Here is a 20,062-nt window from a genome sequence, read left to right as displayed (position 1 = left end):
TTTCTCTAGCGGGCTTCTCTAAATTAGATTTGAGATCAGCTCTTAGCCAAGTTCTCCAGCAAGACCTTTGCGAACGAGAATTGCTGTTTCTTTGACACCATAAAGCGCGGCAAATCCACCAAAGCGCGGGCCTTGAGATTGACCAAGCAGCACTTCATAAATGGCTTTGAACCAGTCGCGTAGATTTTCAAATTCATGCTCTTTACCGATGCTGAACACGAGAGATTGAAGTGCTTCACCCGTTTCTTCACCCTCATACCCTTCAAGCTTAGCGGCTAAATCTTCTAGTGCTGCGCGCTCTTGGTCAGTTGGTGCACGATATGTTTTTGTTGGCTTCACAAAGTCAGCAAAGTACTCCATCGCAAATCCCACAAGATGATCCAACAATGGAGCATTTTCAGGTGTCGCTTCAAGTGCATATTTTGAGATAAAGCCCCACAACACATCCTTTGTGTCTGCATTGGCCGCCGACACTAGATTTAGCAACAATGCAAACGAGATTGGTGATGTTTCCTTGGGCGGATTTCCTGAGTGAATGTGCCAAACAGGGTTTTCCACCTGACGTGCTGGCTCTTCTTCTGGGAATTTTGCCAAGAATGTCAGATACTCATCCACAGCTTTTGGGATGACATCAAAATAAAGCTTCTTGGCAGCGCGTGGCTTCTGGAATTGGAATAACGCCAAGCTTTCTTGCGGTGCATATTTCAGCCACTGCTCCACTGAGATTCCATTCCCTTTAGATTTGGAAATCTTCTCGCCTTTTTCATCGAGGAAAAGCTCGTAGACATATTGCGTCGGTGGCTCATTGCCCAAAATTTTACAAATACGCGAATAGATTGGCGCATTAGCTTGGTGGTCTTTTCCAAACATTTCAAAGTCCACACCAAGAGCCGCCCAGCGCATCCCAAAGTCAGGCTTCCACTGAAGCTTCACATTCCCGCCAGTCACGGGAATTGTCACATCAGTTCCGTCTTCATCCTCAAATGTGATTTCGCCTTTTTCAGCGTTCACATTCTTCATCGGTACATACAGCACGCGTCCTGTCTTTGGCGAAATTGGCAAGAATGGTGAATAAGTTGCCTGACGCTCTTCACCTAAAGTTGGCAACATCACTTTCATGATGTCATCAAATTTTTCTGCTGCTTTTAAAAGCGCAGCATCATAGTCACCACCTTTGTAAAACTTAGTGGCGGAATGAAATTCATATTCAAACCCAAAGCTATCCAAGAATGCACACAAACGAGCATTCATATGATCGCCATAGCTGTCATGCGTACCGAATGGATCAGGAATGGCTGTCAGAGGCTGCTGCATATGCTGCTCTAGCATTTCCTGCTGCGGCAAATGCGGAGGTACTTTGCGCATACCATCCATGTCATCTGACACACAAATTAGTTTGGTTTTGTATGCGCCAGCAGTCAGTTGCTCAAACGCAGACATGACCATTGTGGTACGAACAACTTCACCGAAAGTTCCGATGTGAGGTAGACCTGATGGACCATAACCAGTTTCAAATACAACTGGTTGGTCTTTAGAACGTCCCTGTTTGTCCTCTAGCTTCTGGATACGTTTAAGCAAAGCGCGCGCTTGCTCAAATGGCCAGGCTTTAGCCGACTCTGCGAGTGGCGTGAGGATATCTGCTGATAGAACAGGGTTTGTCATTTACATATTTTCTCCGGTTTAAGCAGGCCAGTTAGCCTTGCTATACGCGCGGGTCAATGTTGAGGCCCTATATTAAGCGCCTCACAATCCAGTGAGTGAATGATTGTGACTTTAGAGTGCCAGCTTATGCAAGCGAGTTGTCATATTGTGATAAATGGATTGAGCCACTTTATTGAAACCTAAACGCGCAGCGATCGCAGCAGGGAAAATTCCAAATCCCCAAGTACGTCGCCATATTTTCTCCGCATCCGGACGTGCATTGATGTTGTCCACAATCCTAGGCGCAATCTCATAATAGGTTTCAACCAGTTTGCGACCATCCTGAGTTGGTTTTAAAATCTTATCTCTAAAGCGCCGCAGGGTTTGCAATTCCCAACAATCGTCAGCAAGACCTATTGCTCCAACGGTAGCCGTTGTAAGGAAGCACCCTTCTTTTTCTGGTGGTAGAAAATCGGGCTCAGAAGGAATACGGCACTCCATACCATCTTCTGCCAATGCTTTCACGCGCTCTTCAGCAACTTTTACGGCAGCTTCCAATCCTGGTTGATCTACCATATTCCCTATCGCGATGGCATTTTGATCAGACCAGTTCGGAGCATATAGCTCCAACCTCAAAGGTGTGTGTTTATGTGCAAGCGAATAGGCAAATGCCTTTGCGATCTTAGGCTTTTTCAACGCCATTTTTGTGCTGAATTCACCATCGGAAGGATACCAGAATTCGTTTTTTTCAACCCAATAACGACGGGTCCCAAAGCCCACAGTGCGATGGTATGAATGCCCGAGCGTATCTCCAAAAACTGTATATTCCGTACCGTGGGATGTTGTCAGCGGCACCTCTGGAACATTGTACCAAACCTTTGTTTCATCCTGATATCGATAGCCACCTGCTGTGCGACGCTCCTTATTTACTTCAATAAAGAACCCAGTCGTCACCACTTTTTCCATCGTCGTGGCAATCATCCACTCAATCTCGGTTGAGTCACTCATAACACGCCATGTGGAAGCGTCATATTCAATCAACCAGGAACCTACCAATTCCTTTCCACACGTCAGCACATCACCTTCTGCTTCAGCCGCTTTGTCATCGCCCTTTTCCTCTTTCGAAGGACCCGCAAATGCTGCAGGGCTAACACCAGCCAATAAAAGTGCTGCAACAAGACGACGACGATTAGAAAATGTAGACACGTGAAGGTCCCTTTGTACTCAGAATGACTTGTTGAAATCATTTTCGGGGACAGATGTTAAAAAAGAACAACTTTGAAGCATTCTAAAATGCTTTTTAACCATAGTTTGCTGTTGACAATCATTCGCACTTGTGTGCAAATCATTCTCATGATCGTTTGTATTTGCCGCCGCCTTAACGAAAAGAAAATCACCGAAGCCATTGAGGCCGGTGCTGATTCTGCACCTGCAGTTATGAAACACCACAAAACACGCTTTAATTGTGGTCAATGTCGCCATGACATCGCAGATATGGTCGCTGAAAGCCAAACTTCTGAAAATACGAATAATATTGCTGCTGAATGATTTTCATTCGCATTTCGTACTAAGACACATTCTCAGAACTAATTGAAAAAATTAGCTTTTTTTAGCATTTTCGTTGAAAACAACATCAAACACGCTTAGAGTTTGTCCCGATCAGAAATACCTCTATCGAGGCGATAAATTATAAGGACAGGTTCATGAAGGGCGATACAAAAGTCATCGAATTCCTCAACAAAGCATTGAAGAATGAATTGACAGCAATCAACCAATACTTCCTTCACTCTCGTATGCTCAAAGATTGGGGCATCTCTGTATTGGCTGAGAAAGAGTACAAGGAATCCATTGAAGAAATGGAGCATGCTGATTGGTTGATCGATCGCATTCTGTTTCTTGAAGGCCTACCCAACCTGCAAGACCTTGGAAAACTTCGCATCGGAGAAAATGTTGAAGAAATTCTTGAGGCGGATTTAAAACTTGAAAATCAGGCCATCCCTCTTCTACGTGATGCAATCGAATACTCGGAAAGCATTCGTGATTATGTATCACGCGATCTATTCAACAAAATCCTAGATAATGAAGAAGAACACGTTGATTGGATTGAAACTCAGCAATCCATGATCGAAAAAATGGGTATCCAGAACTATATCCAGCTACAAAGCAAATCGGCTGCAGGCTGACCTTTGATAATATATTCTAGCTCTCTTCTTTCGAAAGAGAGCTAGACCAAGTTTGACGCAAATGAGACAATAATTCTCTGTCAAATTGTTCAGCAGGCAAAGCTGGATTATTCTTTTCCAAGTTCCGCAGATATTCAGTAATTGTCGCTGTTTGACGAACTTCAGAATATGCGCGCGTATCTTTTATCAAACCTTTGGAATGCAGATGCTCGGCAGCAAAGCCGATTGTTATGAATGAATAATGCCATCCAATACCTGCATTTTTCCCAAACTCATTCGTACAGTTTGAAAACAATGTATTGTAAAGCCTAGGTTTATTTTCAATACGAACTGTACCCCGTAGCATTCGTCTTAAAAACTCTACAGCATTTTCACGCTCTATTTCTATTGGATAAATCTCAACTTGCTTTTGTAAATGAATAGCCCGCCTTTGAACCAGATCGCGGGCATTCGCCCATACATAAAGCAATTCAAATTTGCCCCAATTCCCCCAAAATGCCGAATATCCTTCATCGATTTCTCGGCGCGCTTCAATCGTCAACCCTAACAGTTTATCGTCGCCGAACTCAAACAATAAAAGCGTGTGCGCCATCGCCTCCATTCCAGGATGAGGCTCAACCAAAAACCAAATTTTCTTTAAATCACCAAATTCATAAAGTGTCGGACTTTCGGTCCAAGATTTATTGAGAGGCCCTTCTACTTCATAACTCCAATTGCGCAAAGGAGAGACCTGAAATCCTTCTTCATTCACTTCTACATGCGGTAACCGAGATAGATGTTCAACAAAGTCACGGTCATGGCTCACAGGACGAGACACGCCATACAAGGTAAAGGAAAGCAGCAACAGAAATACAAGAACAACACCACTGGAGGCTGGAAAGCGCTTCACTTTATTAGCTAACCTATCAAGCATCCCAAGCAATTTATCCCGCATATTCTCCCCCCAATTATTCACCTAAAACTATTAGGATTAGCTCTTTCCCAATCGCGATCTAGATAAGTTCCAGCCGCGTCTTCGATCAATGCATTTGTTTCCAACAAATCATAATATTGCGTTGCGGGAATGGACTTCTTATTGGCCTGCTTGATCATTAGCCGTTCTGCTTCAAGCTCATAAGGATGGCTCACACCAGCAGATGCGATCACTTCGGCTAGAGCGTGCAATGTGTTGTGATGGAAATGATAAACGCGGTCTGCTTTTTCTGGTACAACCAATCCCCGTTCACGGCTTGGGTCTTGTGTCGCAATTCCGGTTGGACAGGTATTTTTATGACAATGCAAAGACTGCACACACCCTAGCGCAAACATGAATCCGCGCGCTGAATTAATCCAGTCTGCTCCCAGAGCCATTGCCGCAGCCATTCCATACCCAGATACAATTTTTCCCGATGCCGCGAGTTTTATCTCATCCTTTAAACCGGCACCAACAAGCGCATTGCGCGCGAGAATTAACCCATCTCTCAATGGTGCCCCAATATGATCTTGGAATTCCATTGGCGCAGCGCCTGTTCCACCTTCAGCACCATCCACGACGATGAAATCTGGTTTAATGCCAGTTTCAAGCATCGCTTTTACCATAGCTAGAAATTCATGAGCAGGCCCCATACATAGTTTGAACCCTACAGGCTTCCCGCCAGATAAATCCCTCAATTGCTTGATAAACTGCATCAATTCAACTGGGTTCGAAAACGCTTTGTGATATGGAGGAGACACGACTGTTTCACCAACAGGGACACCGCGTGCTTCAGCAATTGCCTCTGTAACCTTTGAACCTGGTAATAGTCCGCCATGGCCGGGTTTTGCCCCTTGAGACAATTTAATCTCAATCATTTTTACATTGTCGAGCTTGGCTGTTTCTTCAAATTGAACCGGATCAAAATTTCCATCAGGTGCGCGGCACCCAAAATAACCAGAGCCTAATTCCCAAACGAGGTCTCCATTGCCCGCTTTGTGAAATCGCGACACGCCGCCCTCGCCTGTGTCGTGATAGAAATTTCCTTTGGCTGCACCTTTATTAAGCGCCTCAATGGCGCGCCCACTTAGCGAACCATAACTCATAGCTGAAATGTTCAAGACACTTGCAGAATATGGCTGTTTACAATCAGATCCGCCAATATCGACACGCAAGCTTTCCAAAGGGGCCGGCTCCTTGGCACCTGCAGAATGCGCGATCCATTCAAATCCAGTCGTATTGTTATCTACATGAGATCCAAAAGGCTCAACACTGCTGACATTCTTTGCACGTTTATAAACGAGAGAACGTTGCTCATGATTGAAGGGACGCCCTTCTGTTTCGCTTTCAACTATATACTGGCGTAAAAACGGACGTAACCAATAAAAGAACCACCGAAACCTACCAGTGACTGGGTAATTGCGGCGCACAGCGTGTTCGGTTTGAAAGAAATCTAGAAACCCAAATCCAGTGAGTAATGCCATAGGCACAATCGCAATCCACGCCCATTCCGTGTAAAGGCTTGCGCCTACAGAAATGAGTAAAGCCAAACAACTCAATACAAACGGAAAAAATCTCATTTCAGGCCCTATGAAGTCAGCTTATCATCCCAAGAAGGCATACTGCATATCATAATAATTTCACCCTCTTCACATGCAATTTTATTTATTCTCATACCCTCAATTGAAATTTCTCAAGCTTTTGGAGCAAGATAGTCTCCTATTTGAAGAATAGGCTAGCCAGCATCCATAAACACGGATTATACCTAACCTAAATTTCATCTGGTTTAGCAGGACTACTCATGCTCGAGTTTATATTGTTTCGTCACGCCAAGACACATCCTGCTAAAGATGGCCAATTCGATCATGATAGACGTCTAACTGAACGCGGTCATGAAGATGCGAAACTCGTCGCTAAAAAACTTTACACGCTCGGTGCCCGACCAGATCTGCTCCTGCATTCCGATGCTCAACGTTGTTTTGAAACTGTGGAATGCGTCCAATCTATATTCAACAATCCACCTACCAGCGCCGCACCTGAACTGTATTTAGCAGAACCGCATGTCATCATGAATCAAGTGAAACTACACGCAACTGCATCTGATTGTCAGAGCGTTATATTGATCGGACATAATCCTGGGCTTCACTTACTCGCAATGGATTTGGCTTCAGGTGAAAGCGAAAATGAGGCACACGTTAGAATGGGCTTCCCAACCAGCGCAGCAGCTTTCTTTCGTAAGGAAACACCAGCAGCAGAATGGTCGCTGAATTCCTTCATCACCCCTAAAGAATTAAAATCTAAAGCAGAGTAAATCTAGTCTTTGCGTCGATACACAACGGCCCCTGCGCACTCAGCGCCTTCAATAGCTTCCGGCTTTTCTGCTGTGAATTCACCCGCAACAATTTGATCATCTTCCATAATACGATCCGCCATCGTATTCAAAAATGTTTCAACTAAATCAAAATGTTGGTTCTCAGCCAGGTCCCGTGCTGTGTCTGAAAAAAGATTATAATCCACCGTTTCCACAATATCATCTTTTACAGGCTTTACCTTCGCCCAAGCTCGCATTGTCAAAATGAGAGGTTGCGTCCGGCCTTTCTCGTGCGTGAACACGCCAAGCTGGGCACGAATTGTCAGGCGTTTAATGAAAATCTCTGTATACTCTGGATTACGCTCGTAAGAATTAATCATCTCTACTCCACAACGCCATCAACATCAGGTGTTTGCCATACGAGATGCTGTCCACCATCGACAGCCAACATCTGCCCTGTCACAGCTTCTGCATCCACAAAATACAACAAAGCCTTAGAAATCTCTTCGGGAGAAGATCCCTCGCCTGTGAGTGTGGCATCCACTTGTTTTTGAAAATCTTCAGCTGCTTGCCGTGCATTCTGCATAGTCGGTCCCGGACCAATCGCATTTACCCGAATATTAGGCGCCAAGGCTTGCGCCATCGTCTTGGTCGCCGACCATAAAGCTGATTTAGACAATGTATAACTGAAAAATGTTGGATTAAGCTTCCATACGCGCTGATCAATCAAATTGACAATCAAGCCTTTAGCATCTTCCGGAAGTGCTTTTGCGAACTCCTGAGACAATACAATAGGTGCGCGTAGATTAACGCCCATATGCATATTCCAACTATGTGACGAATGGGTCTGAAGGTCATCATCTTCAAATGAAGAAGCATTGTTCACAAGCAGGCCCAACGCCCCTCCAAGAGCTTGGGATGATTGCTCGACAAGCCGGGCCACATCAATTTCGTTTTGCAAATCCGCTTGGATAAGCGCGCCTTCTCCGCCAGCTTTACGGACAATTTCAAGCGTTTCTTCTGCGCCAGATTTTGAAGATCTGTAATGAACTGCAACCTTGAACCCACGCGCGCCAAGGCCGGCCGCCATGGCTTGTCCAAGCCTTCGCCCCGCTCCTGTTATCAGCGCACGTTTTTCAATCACTGTGTTATAATTTCACTTTGTTCTGGCTCAACAATAAGATTGGGCATTTCCATGAAAGAGAAATCATTCACTAGCCCAAAGATGTAGGCACCATAAATCAACAGTAAGACAAGTCCAACTAGACGCCCAATCTTCAGTTTGAAAGCAACAAAAATAGCAATTGCAATAGTGGCAGCAGCCATAACCCAATGGCTATAAACATGAAAGCTAGGGCCAAGCGTCTGAGTTTTTACTAATGAAATTGCACCACCAGCTGCAAACAAATTGAATAAGTTAGAACCGAGCACATTCCCAAAAACTACATCTGTATGCTTACGCATTGCCGCAGCAACACTTGCCCCAATTTCCGGTAAGGAGGTTCCAACAGCCAGAAGTGTAAGCCCGATTATGGCTTCAGATACGCCCAATTCCTTAGCAATAAACACACCTGCATTAATTGTTAAGCGAGCGCCGAGCGCCAGTCCCAACAATCCAATGAGAAGAAATACACAAACCTTCCAAATCGGCAGGTCTTTATCTTCTTCATCAACTTCCTCTGGAATTTCATCATGATGCACACCTGAAATGCCTACCTGCTTACGGCTGGAAATCACTAGATACGCAATATAAACGATCAACGCTGTCAGGAACGCGGCACCAATCATGGGATTTAAACCCATATAATAGGTGACACCAATCCAAATGAACGTCGCTGCGAAGGTTACGAACATGGATCGTCCCGTACCTACCGCATTCGTGGCCACCGGCGCAAATATCGCGGTAAATCCAAGCACCAGCATAATATTGGCAATGTTTGACCCGACAATATTTCCATGGGCGAGGTCTTCTGCATCACTAAATGCCGCATCAAGCGATACTAGCACTTCAGGAAGCGACGTTCCAAAGCCAATGACAACAATACCAGCAATTAACGGTGACAATCCCATCTTAAGGGCAGCAGCAACAGCGCCGCGCACAAGCGCATCACCGGCGTACAAAAGCAATCCTAGACCGCAAAGCAGCCAGACAATTTGCATAATCATATCAGTAGAGAATACCTAAGGTGTTAGACAGCAAGATTAGTCTAAACGCTTGTACTCAAGAAGGTTCAAGATTGCGAACACAACGAATGTACCTAAAAGTGCGTATACTGATGCCATAGTGATTTCTCCTACAAAATTATCTCACAAGCAATTTCACAAGATAATTAAAATATTTCCCAATGACATAATGTGTTCAACACAATAGAGCAATGAAATTTCACCGTTGTCGCTGAATTGTTTGTCTAGTCCTCGGAATTCTCATCCCAATTGGCCGTTATTCACACTGCCGAGCAATTACATTGCAATTGTCATCACGATAATAAGTGCAATTTCCCTTCGTCATGACAGCAGAGCAAGAACCACCGCTTGGATACCCACCTCCACTGCCCATGGCACCATTCACTACAGTTAGCAGCGCTAAAACGCCCCATCCAGCAGCAAAACGATAAAACACTTTTTTGGAAATTTCAGATGACTTCCAAAGCAAATACAATGCAATGGGATACAGCATAAAGACGTGGATGCCATTCACCATGCGCCCACCGACGATAATGAAAGCTATGATGATGGCTACTGTGATGCCAATCTTATAATTTTTAGGAAAAACATTGCCTTTCCAAAGACCATAAAGGCCTACAGGCACAAAAACCAGCAGCCAGCTGATAACTAGCGTTTTGTTGTCCACCCAACTCTTTGAATCGGATACATCACTCATGTCAGCTCCCATTTGCTTGAGTTTTTATATTTAAACCAAGCAAATGGAGATGACACAAGCGATCAAATTATAAAGTCAATTTACCGCGAACCAGCGCATCATAATCATTGACCAGCGCTTCAGTCATTTCACCCGGCTTATAAACATGTCCTGCCATCTCAGCCACGGGCGTAACTTCGGCTGCAGTCCCAGTGATGAAACATTCTGAAAATTCGCTTAATTCTTCAGGTAGAATGCGGCGCTCAACCACTTCAAAGCCACGCGCTTTAGCAAGGTCAATAACTGTGCGGCGCGTGATACCATCAAGGAAACAGTCAGCGATCGGCGTGTGGATCACACCATCCTTGATCAAAAATACATTCGCACCTGTTAGCTCAGACACATAACCGCGATAATCCAACATCAATGCATCTGCATAGCCTTCTTTTTCAGCTGCGTGCTTAGACATGGTACAAATCATGTAAAGACCAGCGGCCTTGGCGGCAGATGGAATAGTTTCAGGTGAAGGACGTTTCCATTTTGACATGGTCACGCGAATACCCTTCATTTTATCAGCAAAGTAATTACCCCATTCCCACATCGCTATCGCTAAGTGGATAGTGTTTTGCTGAGCAGAGACACCCATCATCTCAGAACCACGCCATGCAAATGCACGAATATAACAATCCTTGAAGCCCATTTTGGCCATCAAGTCTTCTTTGGCGGCATTGATTTCATCTTCCGAATAAGGGATTTTATAATCTAGCAATTCAGCAGATTTGTGGAGGCGTTTGGTGTGCTCTTCTGATTTAAAAATCTTACCTTCATATGCACGTTCTCCTTCAAACACTGCAGACCCATAATGCAGTGAGTGAGTTAGAATGTGGACCTTAGCCTCACGCCACGGCACATAGACACCGTCCTGCCAGATCCATCCATCACGATCATCATAGGGCAGTATAGACATGAGAAATTCCTCGATTTATTGCAAAAACTATCACTGACCGACTTGAGTTCCGGTCAATGTCAATCCATTCTCTTAGTGTGATTAGACCTGTCAATCAATCCATGAGTCGCCCAGTTTCTCGAGGCGTAGGCAATTCGGCTGAAGAGTCGCGTTTGTATTTGCGCGAGTCCGATCTGGATATGGGTGCTTCACTGATTCGACAATCTGCGCGAAAACTCAGACATCATCTGAATACAGTGGCTCAGGAAGCAAACCTTTTAGACGCCGAATTGGAAACCCTGATCGAACTTTCCACAATTGAGGGTTGCGACATATCGGAGCTAAGAAACCACCTAAATGCTCCCAAACAATCTTTGGCAAGAAATTTAAAAACCCTAGAAAAAACGGGCTATATCAAGCGTATCCCCTGCGTAAAGGATGGCAGGAGACGTTTGTTGCACCTCAGTGATTCGGGAAAAACTTTAGTCGCGCATGCTGCCAAAGGGTGGAGAAATGTGTTATTAAAGGCATATAGAGCATCTGGACCTGAAGTTGTTTCAAACGCCAAGAAACTACTTCAGCAAATAGCTGATTCCTCGCCAGAGAAAGATCAAGAAGAATGACAGAAACCGCTCATATTCTCGCCGTTGACGATGATGACCGCATACGCGATTTGCTAAAGCGCTTTCTTGTATCGGAAGGATATGGCGTTACCACGGCCTCAGATGCTGAAGGTGCACGCAAACTAATGAAGTCGATGGCTTTTGATCTCATCATTCTAGACGTGATGATGCCTGGAGAAGACGGTTTCAGCCTACTCAGCTCGATTAGGCAAAATGACGAAACACCAGTTATACTTCTCACCGCCAAAGATATTACAATTGACAGAATTGAAGGCTTAAAGCGTGGTGCGGACGATTATGTGACCAAGCCATTCGAACCGGAAGAACTTCTTCTACGTGTCGCCGCAATCCTTAGAAGGTCGGTTCCACCTGAACCAGTGGAAGAAATTAATCTCTCAGGTCAAATATTTCACGTTAAAAAAGGCGAACTCCGCAGAGATGGACGCATTATGCGTCTCACAGAAAATGAAGTTCAATTGTTGCGAATCCTCGCGCAACGTTACGGTGAACCAGTTTCTCGCCAAGAATTAGCTACCCTAACTTCTGCTGGTGTTGAAAGATCTGTGGATGTACAAGTCACCCGCTTGCGCAGAAAAATCGAGCAGGATCCACGTGAACCCATTCACTTACAAACAGTACGAGGTATTGGCTATCGCTTGATCGGCGATTAAGCACCAATTACTCTGCTAAGATGAAGTTGTCACGTTTCTTCCCCCGAGGATATCTCGTTCGATCATATCTGATCGTTATCTTGCCGATTGGTCTGCTTATCGCGGCCATGACTACAATGTTCTTCGGATCACACGTCAAAGAGGTCAACAGACGCCTTGCTCTGTCCGTTGGCTCGGAAATAGAAGTTCTCGTTTCAGCCGCCAATTCCGATAGAGCTCTATTTGAAAAAATCCGATCCAACTTCACTTCCGCGGAACTTATGAATGCTCGGATTAGCTCAATTCAAAATCCAGCGCTATTCGGCACGCCTTGTTGTGATGTTCTCCACGATATCCTCAAACGCACTCTTCCCAATCAGCTCAATATTGAACGGGTGAAGCAAGATGGTTTGATACGTATCCACTATCAATTAAATGCCACAAGCGACATCAACATAGATACGCTCGTTATAGAGTTTCCTCGAAAACGAGCTGTGATGATCACCGCGCATATTTTCATTTTCTGGTCCATTCTACTTAGCGCTCTTTTATTATTGATCGCCCACGGCTTTCTTCGCAATCATGTCCGCTCCATTCTCAACCTTGCCGACGCTGCCGATGCATTTGGACGAGGAGAAGAAGCTCCACATTTCAAACCATCAGGTGCACGAGAAGTGCGCCAAGCTGCTCGTTCGGTTATTCGAATGCGTAATCGCATTGGACGCTATGTGGATCAACGCACCCAAATGCTCGCAGGTGTTTCGCATGACCTACGCACACCGCTGACACGATTGAAATTAGAATTAGCTCTGATGAAGGGGCTAAAAAATGTCGACCTGACAGCAGCTAAAGCTGACATACAAGAAATGGAACAAATGCTGGATGGGTATTTAGCATTTGCTCGTGGCGAAAAAGATGAACCAACGCAAGAGTTTGATGCTGTAGAACTTATAAACCAAGCCAGTGCTGCTGCTGCAGGTCGAGTAAAACTTACGATCAATGCCCCTGAACACCTATTGATGCGCGGTCGTCCGCTCGCGATGAAAAGAGCAATTGCAAACCTAACCAACAACGCTGCCGATCATGCGGATATTGTCTACGTTCACCTCACTCAAGCTCCTGGATTGATCAGAATATGCGTCGAAGACAATGGGCCAGGCATAGCCGCAGACAAAATCACTGAAGCTTTAAAGCCATTTGGTCGCCTTGACGAATCTCGGAATCAAAACAAATCCGGCGTTGGCCTTGGTTTGAGTATCACTAAAGATATCGCTCAAGCGCATGGTGGCTTTTTAAAGTTGGAAAAATCTGAACTTGGCGGCCTTAGCGCAACTCTAAATATGCCAACATCAACACGCCGCGAAACTTAGCTTAGCTGCCTTTTGACAATTCAATGGATCGATCACGAGCTGTTTCCAAAGCCTTTTTGGTCACATCCGGGATACCGCCTTCAGCCATCATGACCTCAAGCGCTGCTAAAGTAACTCCATTTGGAGATGTTACAGCTTTTCGAAGGTCTTCAGCAGATGTTGGATCCTGATCCATCAACACACTCGATCCAATGACTGTTTGGCGAGCTAATCTCTGCGCCATGCCTTCTTCAAGCCCCAACGCAACACCGCCAGCTGCCATCGCTTCAACGAGCAAGAAAGTATAAGCAGGACCACACCCCGAAACGACAGTAACGGCATCCATCAAGCTTTCATCCAATGGCCCTTCAACAGTACCCAATGACGCCAACAAGGCATGTACCTTGGCATTGTCGGCCTCATCACAGTGTTCTGACACTGAATAAGCAGTAACACCTGCCCCCACTGCTCCAGGCGTATTGGGCATAGTACGAACAACTTTGCGCGCGCCTGTTTCATTGGCTAAACGCTCTAAAGTGATCCCAGCCATCACAGAAATAACCAAAGTTTCTGGACCAACCCATTTCACGACATCCGCCGCAACTTTAGAGAAAACTTGCGGTTTGATTGCCAATATCACAACATCAGCTGCTGACGAATTTTCCGGATTCAATTCCGCAGCTTCCGTTAAACATAGCTGAGATAAATCTTCGCTTGGCGTGGGGTCCACAATATTGACCCTGCTCAATCCCGCAGCTTCAAGGTTGGACAACCATCCCTTAGCCATGGCGATACCCATTCGCCCCCCTCCGATGAGTGTTGCAACGGATTTAGACTCGTTTGGATTTGCCATGATATCTAGCCAGTCAAATTGGTTTTAATTAGATCTACGCTTCACCTAGCGTATCAAACAAAGCCGCTTCAAGAGCTTGTTTAGGTGTCTTTCCTGCCCATACAACAAAGTTGAAGGCTGGAAGAAATTTCTCGATAGCTTCTGCTGCAGCTTGCATCACAGCTTCCACTTCACCTTTTTCAGGCGCTTCTCGATCTAGCAATGGCAATGTATGACGATACATTATCACACCGTCATCATTCCAATATTCAAAATGTCCCATCCAAAGGCGTTCATTCACCATGGAAAGCAATTCCAAAACTTGGACGCGACGCGTGTTGGATGCGCGCATATCTACAGACATAGAAAAATGCACAGCGCGCGGTTCATCGCGTAAAATGAAAATACCACCGCATTCACCCCAACGCGTGGGCGCGGCAAAATTCATGCTTCTTTCGTCAGAACGTTCAGCTCCCCATTCGGCAGACGCCAAGCATTGCTCGATGATATCCATTGTATCATCGTTTGCTTCGTATTGTTGGGACGGAAGAGCCGACATGAGAACACCCTTTGCCAAGTAAGCGAGCTAAAAGCAGCAAATCGCTTTAAACGGCGTTAGCCGCTATTACAAGCGGGGTAAAGTTAACCTGTGTTATTTTTTTAAGGAACCGACGTTTTTAGTCTTTATTCAAGTGCTTTGTAAGCAATTCGAGTTTTGTTTCCAATGCTTCAATACGGGCCTGTGAAGCCTGAAACATTTCTTTCAACACTTCATATTCTTCACGGCTTACTAAATCCATATCAGCAATGACACGATCCGTTTGCGATCTCAAAAGGCCCTTAGCTTCATCTCCAGCAGCTTGCGCAGCTCCCATAGCGCCAGTCACAAATTTGGCGGCTTCATCAAAAATTGGGTTCTTTGTTTGCATTTGTTAATGTCTCGCCTCTGGACCCGGCACTCTTACCGTGGCACTGCATAGTTAGAAACATAGTGGACTATGAGCCACCTTGCAAAGGGTGATTGTTCATAGATTTTGGTCAAAAGGACGCGGCAGCATGTTTGTGGCAATTCCATTCCCGGAAATTGATCCGGCAGTTTTCACCATTCCGGTATTATCTCTTGGTGATTTTTCCATAGGACCATTCCCGCTGCGTTGGTATGCTCTTTCCTATATTATTGGCCTCCTTTTAGCGTGGAAATATGCGGATCACCTGATCAAGAAGAACAATCTTTGGTCAGCTGATAATGTCAAAAGCCCAGTATCTAAAGATGATTTAGATGACTTCATTTTCTGGGCCATGATGGGTGTACTCATCGGGGGCCGGCTTGGTTACATTTTCTTTTACCAGCTTCCATTTGAACCTGAACGCCTACTCAATGATCCATTGATGATCTTCAAAATGTGGGAAGGCGGCATGTCTTTCCATGGGGGCTTGATTGGGGTCGCCTTCGCTATGGCTTATACCGCCCATCAACGAGGGCTTTCAATTCTAAGCCTATCCGACCTTGGAGCCGCAACAGCCCCTATTGCACTCTTCTTGGGACGCATCGCTAACTTCATCAATGGTGAGCTCTATGGCCGCAAAACAGATGTTTCATGGGGGATGAATTTTCCTGTCTTCGATGAAAGAAGTAGAACATGGATGTATGAAGACGCCCTAGGTCGCGAATTAGGATCACAGGGCAATGTTCACCCAAGCCAATTATATGAAGCAGCGTTAGAGGGCTTACTTCTTTTTTCCATTGTTTCTTTTGCCGTTTGGAAATTCAAAATCTATCGCAAACCAGGCATGGCAACGGGTATTTTCCTATTGGGGTATGCAGCTGCAAGAACGTTTGTTGAAAATTTCCGCGAACCAGATTCTCATATTGGTTTTTTACCGGGCAACCTCACAATGGGAATGCTCCTTTCAGTTCCAATGATTTTAGGAGGTATCTACCTCATAAATCGCGCGAACAAACCCAATAGTGGGAAACGTCTTCCTAACTCGGAAACCCCAAGTTAAACGTGACTGAATCAAGAGAACCAAGTTTAGAAACGCGTATCAAATCGCTTATCCAAACGAATGGGCCAATTTCGATTTCAGTATTTATGCAATTAGCTTTGTTTGACCGCAAACAAGGCTATTATGCCACTCGCCCCGGTATCGGAAGAGATTTCATTACGGCACCTGAGATTAGCCAAGTGTTTGGCGAATTGTTAGGTGTTTGGGCAGCCTATGAATGGCAACAACTAGGATGCCCTTCAACTTTCCATCTTATTGAATTGGGGCCCGGACGCGGCACAATGATACGAGACATCTGGCGCGCGACATCTAAAATTCAAGGCTTTAACGACGCCGCTCAAGTTCACCTCATAGAGCCCTCTTTAGCACTAAGAAAAAAGCAGGCTGACACACTTGGTCTTGAGTTAACCCCAGAATGGGTCGACGATCTAGCAGACATCCCCGATGGTCCAACTCTAATTATTGCCAATGAGGTATTGGACTGCTTGCCCATTCGGCAATTTGTTCAAAAACACGATAAATGGCATGAACGTCAAATAGGGCTGGACGATAAAAACTGTTTCACCTTTGGTTTATCTGGACCTATCAACTCTGCCAAAGATCAAGCTCTGCTAGAAGAGCTTCCCAGAAACCAATCCATCATCGAAATTTCAACAGCGTTGGATGCTTATATCCAGCAGATAAGCGAGCGCTTAGCGCAAGGAAATTCCCGCGTTTTATTTATTGATTATGGTCCAGCTAGCTCACGTCCGGCAGATACTTTCAGAGCCTATGCAAATGGCAAACAAATTGATCCACTCACCCAAGTCGGGAAAACAGATCTAACAGCTGATGTTGATTTCACAGAAGTTTCCAAATCTGCACAAAATCACAATTTGGATGTTTCTGGGCCTATTTCACAAGGATGGTTTTTGGGTTCTATGGGCGGTGTGGAACGTATCAACCAACTCATGGACCAAAACCCCAGCCTTGCTGATAATATTGCTGAGGGTGGCACAAAGCTTATGTCTCCTGAACATATGGGGGAACGTTTTCAAGCCATATGCTTGTCGTCAAATGACCTCCCCAAACCTGCTGGTTTTCAATAAAAAAGCCACCCATTTCGGAGTGGCTTTTAATATTTTCAATTTTGACCGCAACGTTTAACGGCGCTTCATCACCATTTCAAAGATGTCGTCAACCGCATTTCCATCGCCGTCAGCATCCAGCAGGTTCCCGATCATGCCCATTGCACCACCGCCGGATGAAGCTTGCTGCTTATTGCCGCCCATCAATCCACCAAGGAGACCGCCGAGCAGACCACCACCAGATTGCTTATTGCCTGATGATGCAGCACCTAGAGCCGCAGATGCAATGCTACCTAAATCGCCCATTAAATTTGCGGGAACGGCTGGATCTTTAGACTGTTTAGCCAATGAACCCATCGCCATGGAAGCAACCATTGGCAATAACTGTTTCATGAGATCAGAAGATACACCCGCGCGCTCACCTGCCTTTGTCGCAACTTCACGGCTAACCTCTTTAGAACCTAGAAGGTGTCCAAGAATTGCATTTCCATCATTCACTGTATCTTGTGATGCCAATGTTTCAGGTTGCTCAAGATATTTAGCGTGATCACCGTTTTGTAATGCGCCCATAAGCGCTTCAAGACCACCTTCTTGGCCGACATTGCGCTTCAATCCACCTGAAATAGCTGGTAGCAACGCTTTAACCGCAGATTGAGTTGTGTTGGCATCTAACCCAAACTGCTGACTTAGTTGTTGTAATGCCCCCTGACCCGCACCAGACGACAACATATCCATTAAATTCAATCCAGCCATAATAATCCTCACAGATAATTCTTACATTAACCAAGCGTTAACATACCTAACCTGAGTACACTATGAACAATCGCATACAAATTGAATCTCCATAAAAAAAAGGACCCGAATTCACTTCGGGCCCTCTTAAAATTATAAATAGTTGGTTCGCTGTCTTATACGCGACGCTCAACCATCATTGTTTTAATTGAAGCAATTGCTTCTGCAGGGTTTAGACCTTTTGGACAAACCTGCGCACAGTTCATGATTGTGTGACAGCGATACAATTTGAATGGGTCTTCCAAATCGTCCAAACGGTCACCTGTTGCTTCATCGCGGCTATCAATCAACCAACGATATGCTTGCAGCAAAGCTGCAGGACCAAGATATTTGTCACCATTCCACCAGTAAGACGGACAAGATGTTGAACAAGATGCGCACATGATACATTCATACAAACCATCTAGTTTTTCGCGATCTTGAGGTGTCTGCTTCCACTCTTTTTGCGGCTCTGGTGTCGTTGTCTGCAAGTAAGGCGCGACATAGGCATGTTGAGCGTAAAATTGTGAAAGATCAGGAACCAAATCTTTGATGACAGGCTGATGCGGCAAAGGCGAAATCGTAATCGCGCCTTTAAACTCATCTACACCCTTCGTACATGCAATTGTGTTGCGGCCACCAATATTCATGGCACAAGATCCACACACACCTTCACGACAGGAGCGACGGAAAGCCAAAGTCGGGTCAACTTCATTCTTGATGTAAATCAGAGCATCAAGGATCATTGGACCGAATTTTGAAGTATCGACGTTATATGTATCCCATCTCGGATTCTCACCATTGTCAGGATCAAAACGATAAACACGGAAAGTTCTTAATGGCCCTGATGAAGACCCTTCTGGGGCAGACCAGGTTTTACCCGTCTTAATCTTGGAATTCTTCGGTAGCGTTAGCTGAACCATGATGTCCACAACCTTTTTTTCTTTATTTGCCTGCAATCTAACGAGCAAATCGTAAATGCATAGTGTTATTGAACTTTGGTAGCGCTAAAAAAAGAAAAAATGTTCGCAACTAAAAATCATTCTCAACAATTTCTGCGATTTTGACATTAAATCAGCAGGATAAGCTTATTCTATCCCAATCCAAGACAACATTTTATCCCAAATTGTCTTGCTCTTAGGAGGTGTTTCAACTTCTTCTTTAAGAGGTTCACGCGGCACAATGCATTTGCGTTGCATGTCGATCATTTCGGAAACGCCAGCCTTTAACAGCCCCTGGCAAAGCACCTCTGGTCCTTGATTTGAAGATATTTCCATTTCTTCTTTGTACAATGGGACAGGTGAGATGAAATGCACAAAACTATTCTCATCCCCTTCTTCCACTTTCATACAATCAAACCCCACACCTGGAAGAAGCGGCTTAACAAAACCGAAGCCACAAAATTCGGCTCCCTCAAATACTGGACGGGGCTTTTCAGAGAACATTACTGTTTCGCCCTCTTCCACAGCAACGGCATTGATATGAACTAGTTTTGCGAACTGACGTACCGTGTTGGCGGCAAGGTTGAGCGCTTTTAAATCTTCCTCTTCATCACCTTTTTGTTGAGCTGCCAGAACAAACTCAACGCGGCGTACCTGATTGTTTTCACGGTATTGTGGTGATGGGAGCGGCGCGAATGAACAACCGAAACTACAAACATAAGCGAACTTACGTTCCCCTTCAGGTGGCACAACTAAAACATCAATTGGTGGTCCGTCTTCAGACGAGTTCCCAGCCCAACCATCATCATCTGTAAACACCGTTTGGAACTCACCGATATTGCGCGCAAGATGCAGATCAAGCGCGTCGCGCATGTCATCAGACGACATGCCAAAATCAGTTTCTGGTCCCCAGATATCCATGCTGAGAT

Annotated in this window: 23 protein-coding genes; 8 read left to right on the top strand and 15 right to left on the bottom strand. The window is 45.1% G+C overall.

The annotated features are described in order from the left end of the window. Positions 1–42 precede the first annotated feature (42 nt). Both F551_RS0111635 and F551_RS0111630 read right to left on the bottom strand, forming a co-directional pair. Positions 43–1,662 (bottom strand): lysine--tRNA ligase, encoded by a 1,620-nt coding sequence (locus F551_RS0111635; RefSeq protein WP_018997683.1) that lies wholly within the window; start codon positions 1,660–1,662, stop codon positions 43–45. 111 nt (positions 1,663–1,773) lie between these two features. After that, entirely contained in the window at positions 1,774–2,847 is a 1,074-nt protein-coding gene (locus F551_RS0111630) for a CFI-box-CTERM domain-containing protein (protein ID WP_018997682.1), read from the bottom strand. A gap of 147 nt (positions 2,848–2,994) precedes the next feature. Here F551_RS0111630 and F551_RS0111625 point away from each other — a divergent pair, with 147 nt between their 5' ends. Next, on the top strand, positions 2,995–3,189 hold the full coding sequence (locus F551_RS0111625) for a (2Fe-2S)-binding protein (RefSeq protein WP_033405064.1): 195 nt from the start codon (positions 2,995–2,997) through the stop codon (positions 3,187–3,189). Positions 3,190–3,344: 155 nt separating this feature from the next. Then, a complete protein-coding gene (bfr, locus tag F551_RS0111620) occupies positions 3,345–3,824 on the top strand; it encodes a bacterioferritin (RefSeq protein ID WP_018997680.1) in 480 nt (159 codons plus the stop codon). A 16-nt stretch (positions 3,825–3,840) separates the two neighbouring features. Here the strand turns inward: bfr and F551_RS0111615 are convergent, their stop codons facing one another. After that, positions 3,841–4,758: a lipoprotein N-acyltransferase Lnb domain-containing protein gene (locus F551_RS0111615; RefSeq protein ID WP_018997679.1), complete on the bottom strand. Its 918-nt coding sequence runs from the start codon at positions 4,756–4,758 to the stop codon at positions 3,841–3,843. A 17-nt stretch (positions 4,759–4,775) separates the two neighbouring features. Continuing rightward, positions 4,776–6,356, bottom strand: a complete 1,581-nt coding sequence (locus F551_RS0111610; protein ID WP_018997678.1) for an FMN-binding glutamate synthase family protein — start codon at positions 6,354–6,356, stop codon at positions 4,776–4,778. 221 nt (positions 6,357–6,577) lie between these two features. Between F551_RS0111610 and F551_RS16670 the strand changes: the two genes are divergently transcribed. Continuing rightward, a complete protein-coding gene (locus F551_RS16670) occupies positions 6,578–7,087 on the top strand; it encodes a SixA phosphatase family protein (RefSeq protein WP_018997677.1) in 510 nt (169 codons plus the stop codon). A 2-nt stretch (positions 7,088–7,089) separates the two neighbouring features. Here F551_RS16670 and F551_RS0111600 read toward each other — a convergent pair whose 3' ends face one another. The 5 genes from F551_RS0111600 to F551_RS0111580 all read right to left on the bottom strand — a co-directional run bounded on the left by F551_RS0111600 (position 7,090) and on the right by F551_RS0111580 (position 10,914). Continuing rightward, positions 7,090–7,467 (bottom strand): dihydroneopterin aldolase, encoded by a 378-nt coding sequence (locus F551_RS0111600; RefSeq protein WP_018997676.1) that lies wholly within the window; start codon positions 7,465–7,467, stop codon positions 7,090–7,092. Positions 7,468–7,469: 2 nt separating this feature from the next. Continuing rightward, on the bottom strand, positions 7,470–8,231 hold the full coding sequence (locus F551_RS0111595) for an SDR family oxidoreductase (RefSeq protein WP_018997675.1): 762 nt from the start codon (positions 8,229–8,231) through the stop codon (positions 7,470–7,472). Further along, positions 8,228–9,253 carry a calcium/sodium antiporter gene (locus F551_RS0111590; RefSeq protein ID WP_018997674.1) on the bottom strand — a complete coding sequence of 342 codons (1,026 nt, stop codon included), beginning with the start codon at positions 9,251–9,253 and terminating at the stop codon, positions 8,228–8,230. Before F551_RS0111590 ends, F551_RS0111595 begins: the two co-directional genes overlap by 4 nt. 274 nt (positions 9,254–9,527) lie before the next feature. Further along, positions 9,528–9,968: a hypothetical protein gene (locus F551_RS0111585; protein WP_155825969.1), complete on the bottom strand. Its 441-nt coding sequence runs from the start codon at positions 9,966–9,968 to the stop codon at positions 9,528–9,530. A 67-nt stretch (positions 9,969–10,035) separates the two neighbouring features. Beyond that, positions 10,036–10,914 carry a branched-chain amino acid aminotransferase gene (locus F551_RS0111580; protein WP_018997672.1) on the bottom strand — a complete coding sequence of 293 codons (879 nt, stop codon included), beginning with the start codon at positions 10,912–10,914 and terminating at the stop codon, positions 10,036–10,038. A 101-nt stretch (positions 10,915–11,015) separates the two neighbouring features. Between F551_RS0111580 and F551_RS0111575 the strand changes: the two genes are divergently transcribed. The 3 genes from F551_RS0111575 to F551_RS0111565 are packed head-to-tail and all read left to right on the top strand — an operon-like array spanning position 11,016 to position 13,536. Then, a complete protein-coding gene (locus F551_RS0111575) occupies positions 11,016–11,516 on the top strand; it encodes a MarR family winged helix-turn-helix transcriptional regulator (protein WP_233355249.1) in 501 nt (166 codons plus the stop codon). Continuing rightward, complete coding sequence (locus F551_RS0111570; protein ID WP_018997670.1) at positions 11,513–12,187, top strand: response regulator; 675 nt, start codon at positions 11,513–11,515, stop codon at positions 12,185–12,187. The genes F551_RS0111575 and F551_RS0111570 overlap by 4 nt, the downstream gene beginning before the upstream one ends. A gap of 20 nt (positions 12,188–12,207) precedes the next feature. Then, positions 12,208–13,536, top strand: a complete 1,329-nt coding sequence (locus F551_RS0111565) for an ATP-binding protein (protein ID WP_051089168.1) — start codon at positions 12,208–12,210, stop codon at positions 13,534–13,536. Between the two features lies 1 nt (position 13,537). On the opposite strand, the gene proC is transcribed toward F551_RS0111565, so the two are convergent. The 3 genes from proC to F551_RS0111550 form a co-directional block, all read right to left on the bottom strand. Beyond that, on the bottom strand, positions 13,538–14,368 hold the full coding sequence (proC, locus tag F551_RS0111560; protein ID WP_018997668.1) for a pyrroline-5-carboxylate reductase: 831 nt from the start codon (positions 14,366–14,368) through the stop codon (positions 13,538–13,540). Between the two features lie 34 nt (positions 14,369–14,402). Next, on the bottom strand, positions 14,403–14,906 hold the full coding sequence (locus tag F551_RS0111555; protein ID WP_018997667.1) for a type III secretion system chaperone family protein: 504 nt from the start codon (positions 14,904–14,906) through the stop codon (positions 14,403–14,405). Positions 14,907–15,024: 118 nt separating this feature from the next. After that, a complete protein-coding gene (locus F551_RS0111550) occupies positions 15,025–15,276 on the bottom strand; it encodes an accessory factor UbiK family protein (protein ID WP_018997666.1) in 252 nt (83 codons plus the stop codon). A 127-nt stretch (positions 15,277–15,403) separates the two neighbouring features. On the opposite strand from F551_RS0111550, the gene lgt reads away from it, so the two are divergent. Next, positions 15,404–16,354, top strand: coding sequence for a prolipoprotein diacylglyceryl transferase (lgt, locus tag F551_RS0111545; protein WP_026296804.1), 951 nt, complete (start codon positions 15,404–15,406; stop codon positions 16,352–16,354). Between the two features lie 2 nt (positions 16,355–16,356). Further along, entirely contained in the window at positions 16,357–17,442 is a 1,086-nt protein-coding gene (locus tag F551_RS0111540; RefSeq protein ID WP_018997664.1) for a class I SAM-dependent methyltransferase, read from the top strand. Positions 17,443–17,496: 54 nt separating this feature from the next. Here the strand turns inward: F551_RS0111540 and F551_RS0111535 are convergent, their stop codons facing one another. From F551_RS0111535 to F551_RS0111525, 3 genes are all read right to left on the bottom strand, one after another. After that, a complete protein-coding gene (locus F551_RS0111535) occupies positions 17,497–18,174 on the bottom strand; it encodes a DUF937 domain-containing protein (RefSeq protein WP_018997663.1) in 678 nt (225 codons plus the stop codon). Positions 18,175–18,329: 155 nt separating this feature from the next. Beyond that, positions 18,330–19,115 (bottom strand): succinate dehydrogenase iron-sulfur subunit, encoded by a 786-nt coding sequence (locus F551_RS0111530; RefSeq protein ID WP_018997662.1) that lies wholly within the window; start codon positions 19,113–19,115, stop codon positions 18,330–18,332. A gap of 165 nt (positions 19,116–19,280) precedes the next feature. Next, positions 19,281–20,054 carry a suppressor of fused domain protein gene (locus tag F551_RS0111525; RefSeq protein WP_018997661.1) on the bottom strand — a complete coding sequence of 258 codons (774 nt, stop codon included), beginning with the start codon at positions 20,052–20,054 and terminating at the stop codon, positions 19,281–19,283. Positions 20,055–20,062 lie beyond the last annotated feature (8 nt).

This window comes from Hirschia maritima DSM 19733, assembly GCF_000378345.1.
Classification (GTDB): domain Bacteria; phylum Pseudomonadota; class Alphaproteobacteria; order Caulobacterales; family Hyphomonadaceae; genus Hirschia; species Hirschia maritima.
This window is presented reverse-complemented; position numbering and strand designations above follow the sequence as displayed.

Excerpts from the sequence above, each read along its gene's own strand:
- F551_RS0111575 (WP_233355249.1), top strand. The coding sequence starts at position 11,016 with ATGAGTCGCCCAGTTTCTCGAGGCGTAGGCAATTCGGCTGAAGAGTCG.
- F551_RS0111535 (WP_018997663.1), bottom strand. The coding sequence starts at position 18,174 with ATGGCTGGATTGAATTTAATGGATATGTTGTCGTCTGGTGCGGGTCAG.
- F551_RS0111600 (WP_018997676.1), bottom strand. The coding sequence starts at position 7,467 with ATGATTAATTCTTACGAGCGTAATCCAGAGTATACAGAGATTTTCATT.
- lgt (WP_026296804.1), top strand. The coding sequence starts at position 15,404 with ATGTTTGTGGCAATTCCATTCCCGGAAATTGATCCGGCAGTTTTCACC.
- F551_RS0111625 (WP_033405064.1), top strand. The coding sequence starts at position 2,995 with ATGATCGTTTGTATTTGCCGCCGCCTTAACGAAAAGAAAATCACCGAA.
- proC (WP_018997668.1), bottom strand. The coding sequence starts at position 14,368 with ATGGCAAATCCAAACGAGTCTAAATCCGTTGCAACACTCATCGGAGGG.
- F551_RS0111530 (WP_018997662.1), bottom strand. The coding sequence starts at position 19,115 with ATGGTTCAGCTAACGCTACCGAAGAATTCCAAGATTAAGACGGGTAAA.
- F551_RS0111635 (WP_018997683.1), bottom strand. The coding sequence starts at position 1,662 with ATGACAAACCCTGTTCTATCAGCAGATATCCTCACGCCACTCGCAGAG.
- F551_RS16670 (WP_018997677.1), top strand. The coding sequence starts at position 6,578 with ATGCTCGAGTTTATATTGTTTCGTCACGCCAAGACACATCCTGCTAAA.
- F551_RS0111550 (WP_018997666.1), bottom strand. The coding sequence starts at position 15,276 with ATGCAAACAAAGAACCCAATTTTTGATGAAGCCGCCAAATTTGTGACT.
- F551_RS0111570 (WP_018997670.1), top strand. The coding sequence starts at position 11,513 with ATGACAGAAACCGCTCATATTCTCGCCGTTGACGATGATGACCGCATA.
- F551_RS0111555 (WP_018997667.1), bottom strand. The coding sequence starts at position 14,906 with ATGTCGGCTCTTCCGTCCCAACAATACGAAGCAAACGATGATACAATG.
- F551_RS0111615 (WP_018997679.1), bottom strand. The coding sequence starts at position 4,758 with ATGCGGGATAAATTGCTTGGGATGCTTGATAGGTTAGCTAATAAAGTG.
- F551_RS0111525 (WP_018997661.1), bottom strand. The coding sequence starts at position 20,054 with ATGGATATCTGGGGACCAGAAACTGATTTTGGCATGTCGTCTGATGAC.
- F551_RS0111585 (WP_155825969.1), bottom strand. The coding sequence starts at position 9,968 with ATGAGTGATGTATCCGATTCAAAGAGTTGGGTGGACAACAAAACGCTA.
- F551_RS0111580 (WP_018997672.1), bottom strand. The coding sequence starts at position 10,914 with ATGTCTATACTGCCCTATGATGATCGTGATGGATGGATCTGGCAGGAC.
- F551_RS0111610 (WP_018997678.1), bottom strand. The coding sequence starts at position 6,356 with ATGAGATTTTTTCCGTTTGTATTGAGTTGTTTGGCTTTACTCATTTCT.
- bfr (WP_018997680.1), top strand. The coding sequence starts at position 3,345 with ATGAAGGGCGATACAAAAGTCATCGAATTCCTCAACAAAGCATTGAAG.
- F551_RS0111565 (WP_051089168.1), top strand. The coding sequence starts at position 12,208 with ATGAAGTTGTCACGTTTCTTCCCCCGAGGATATCTCGTTCGATCATAT.
- F551_RS0111590 (WP_018997674.1), bottom strand. The coding sequence starts at position 9,253 with ATGATTATGCAAATTGTCTGGCTGCTTTGCGGTCTAGGATTGCTTTTG.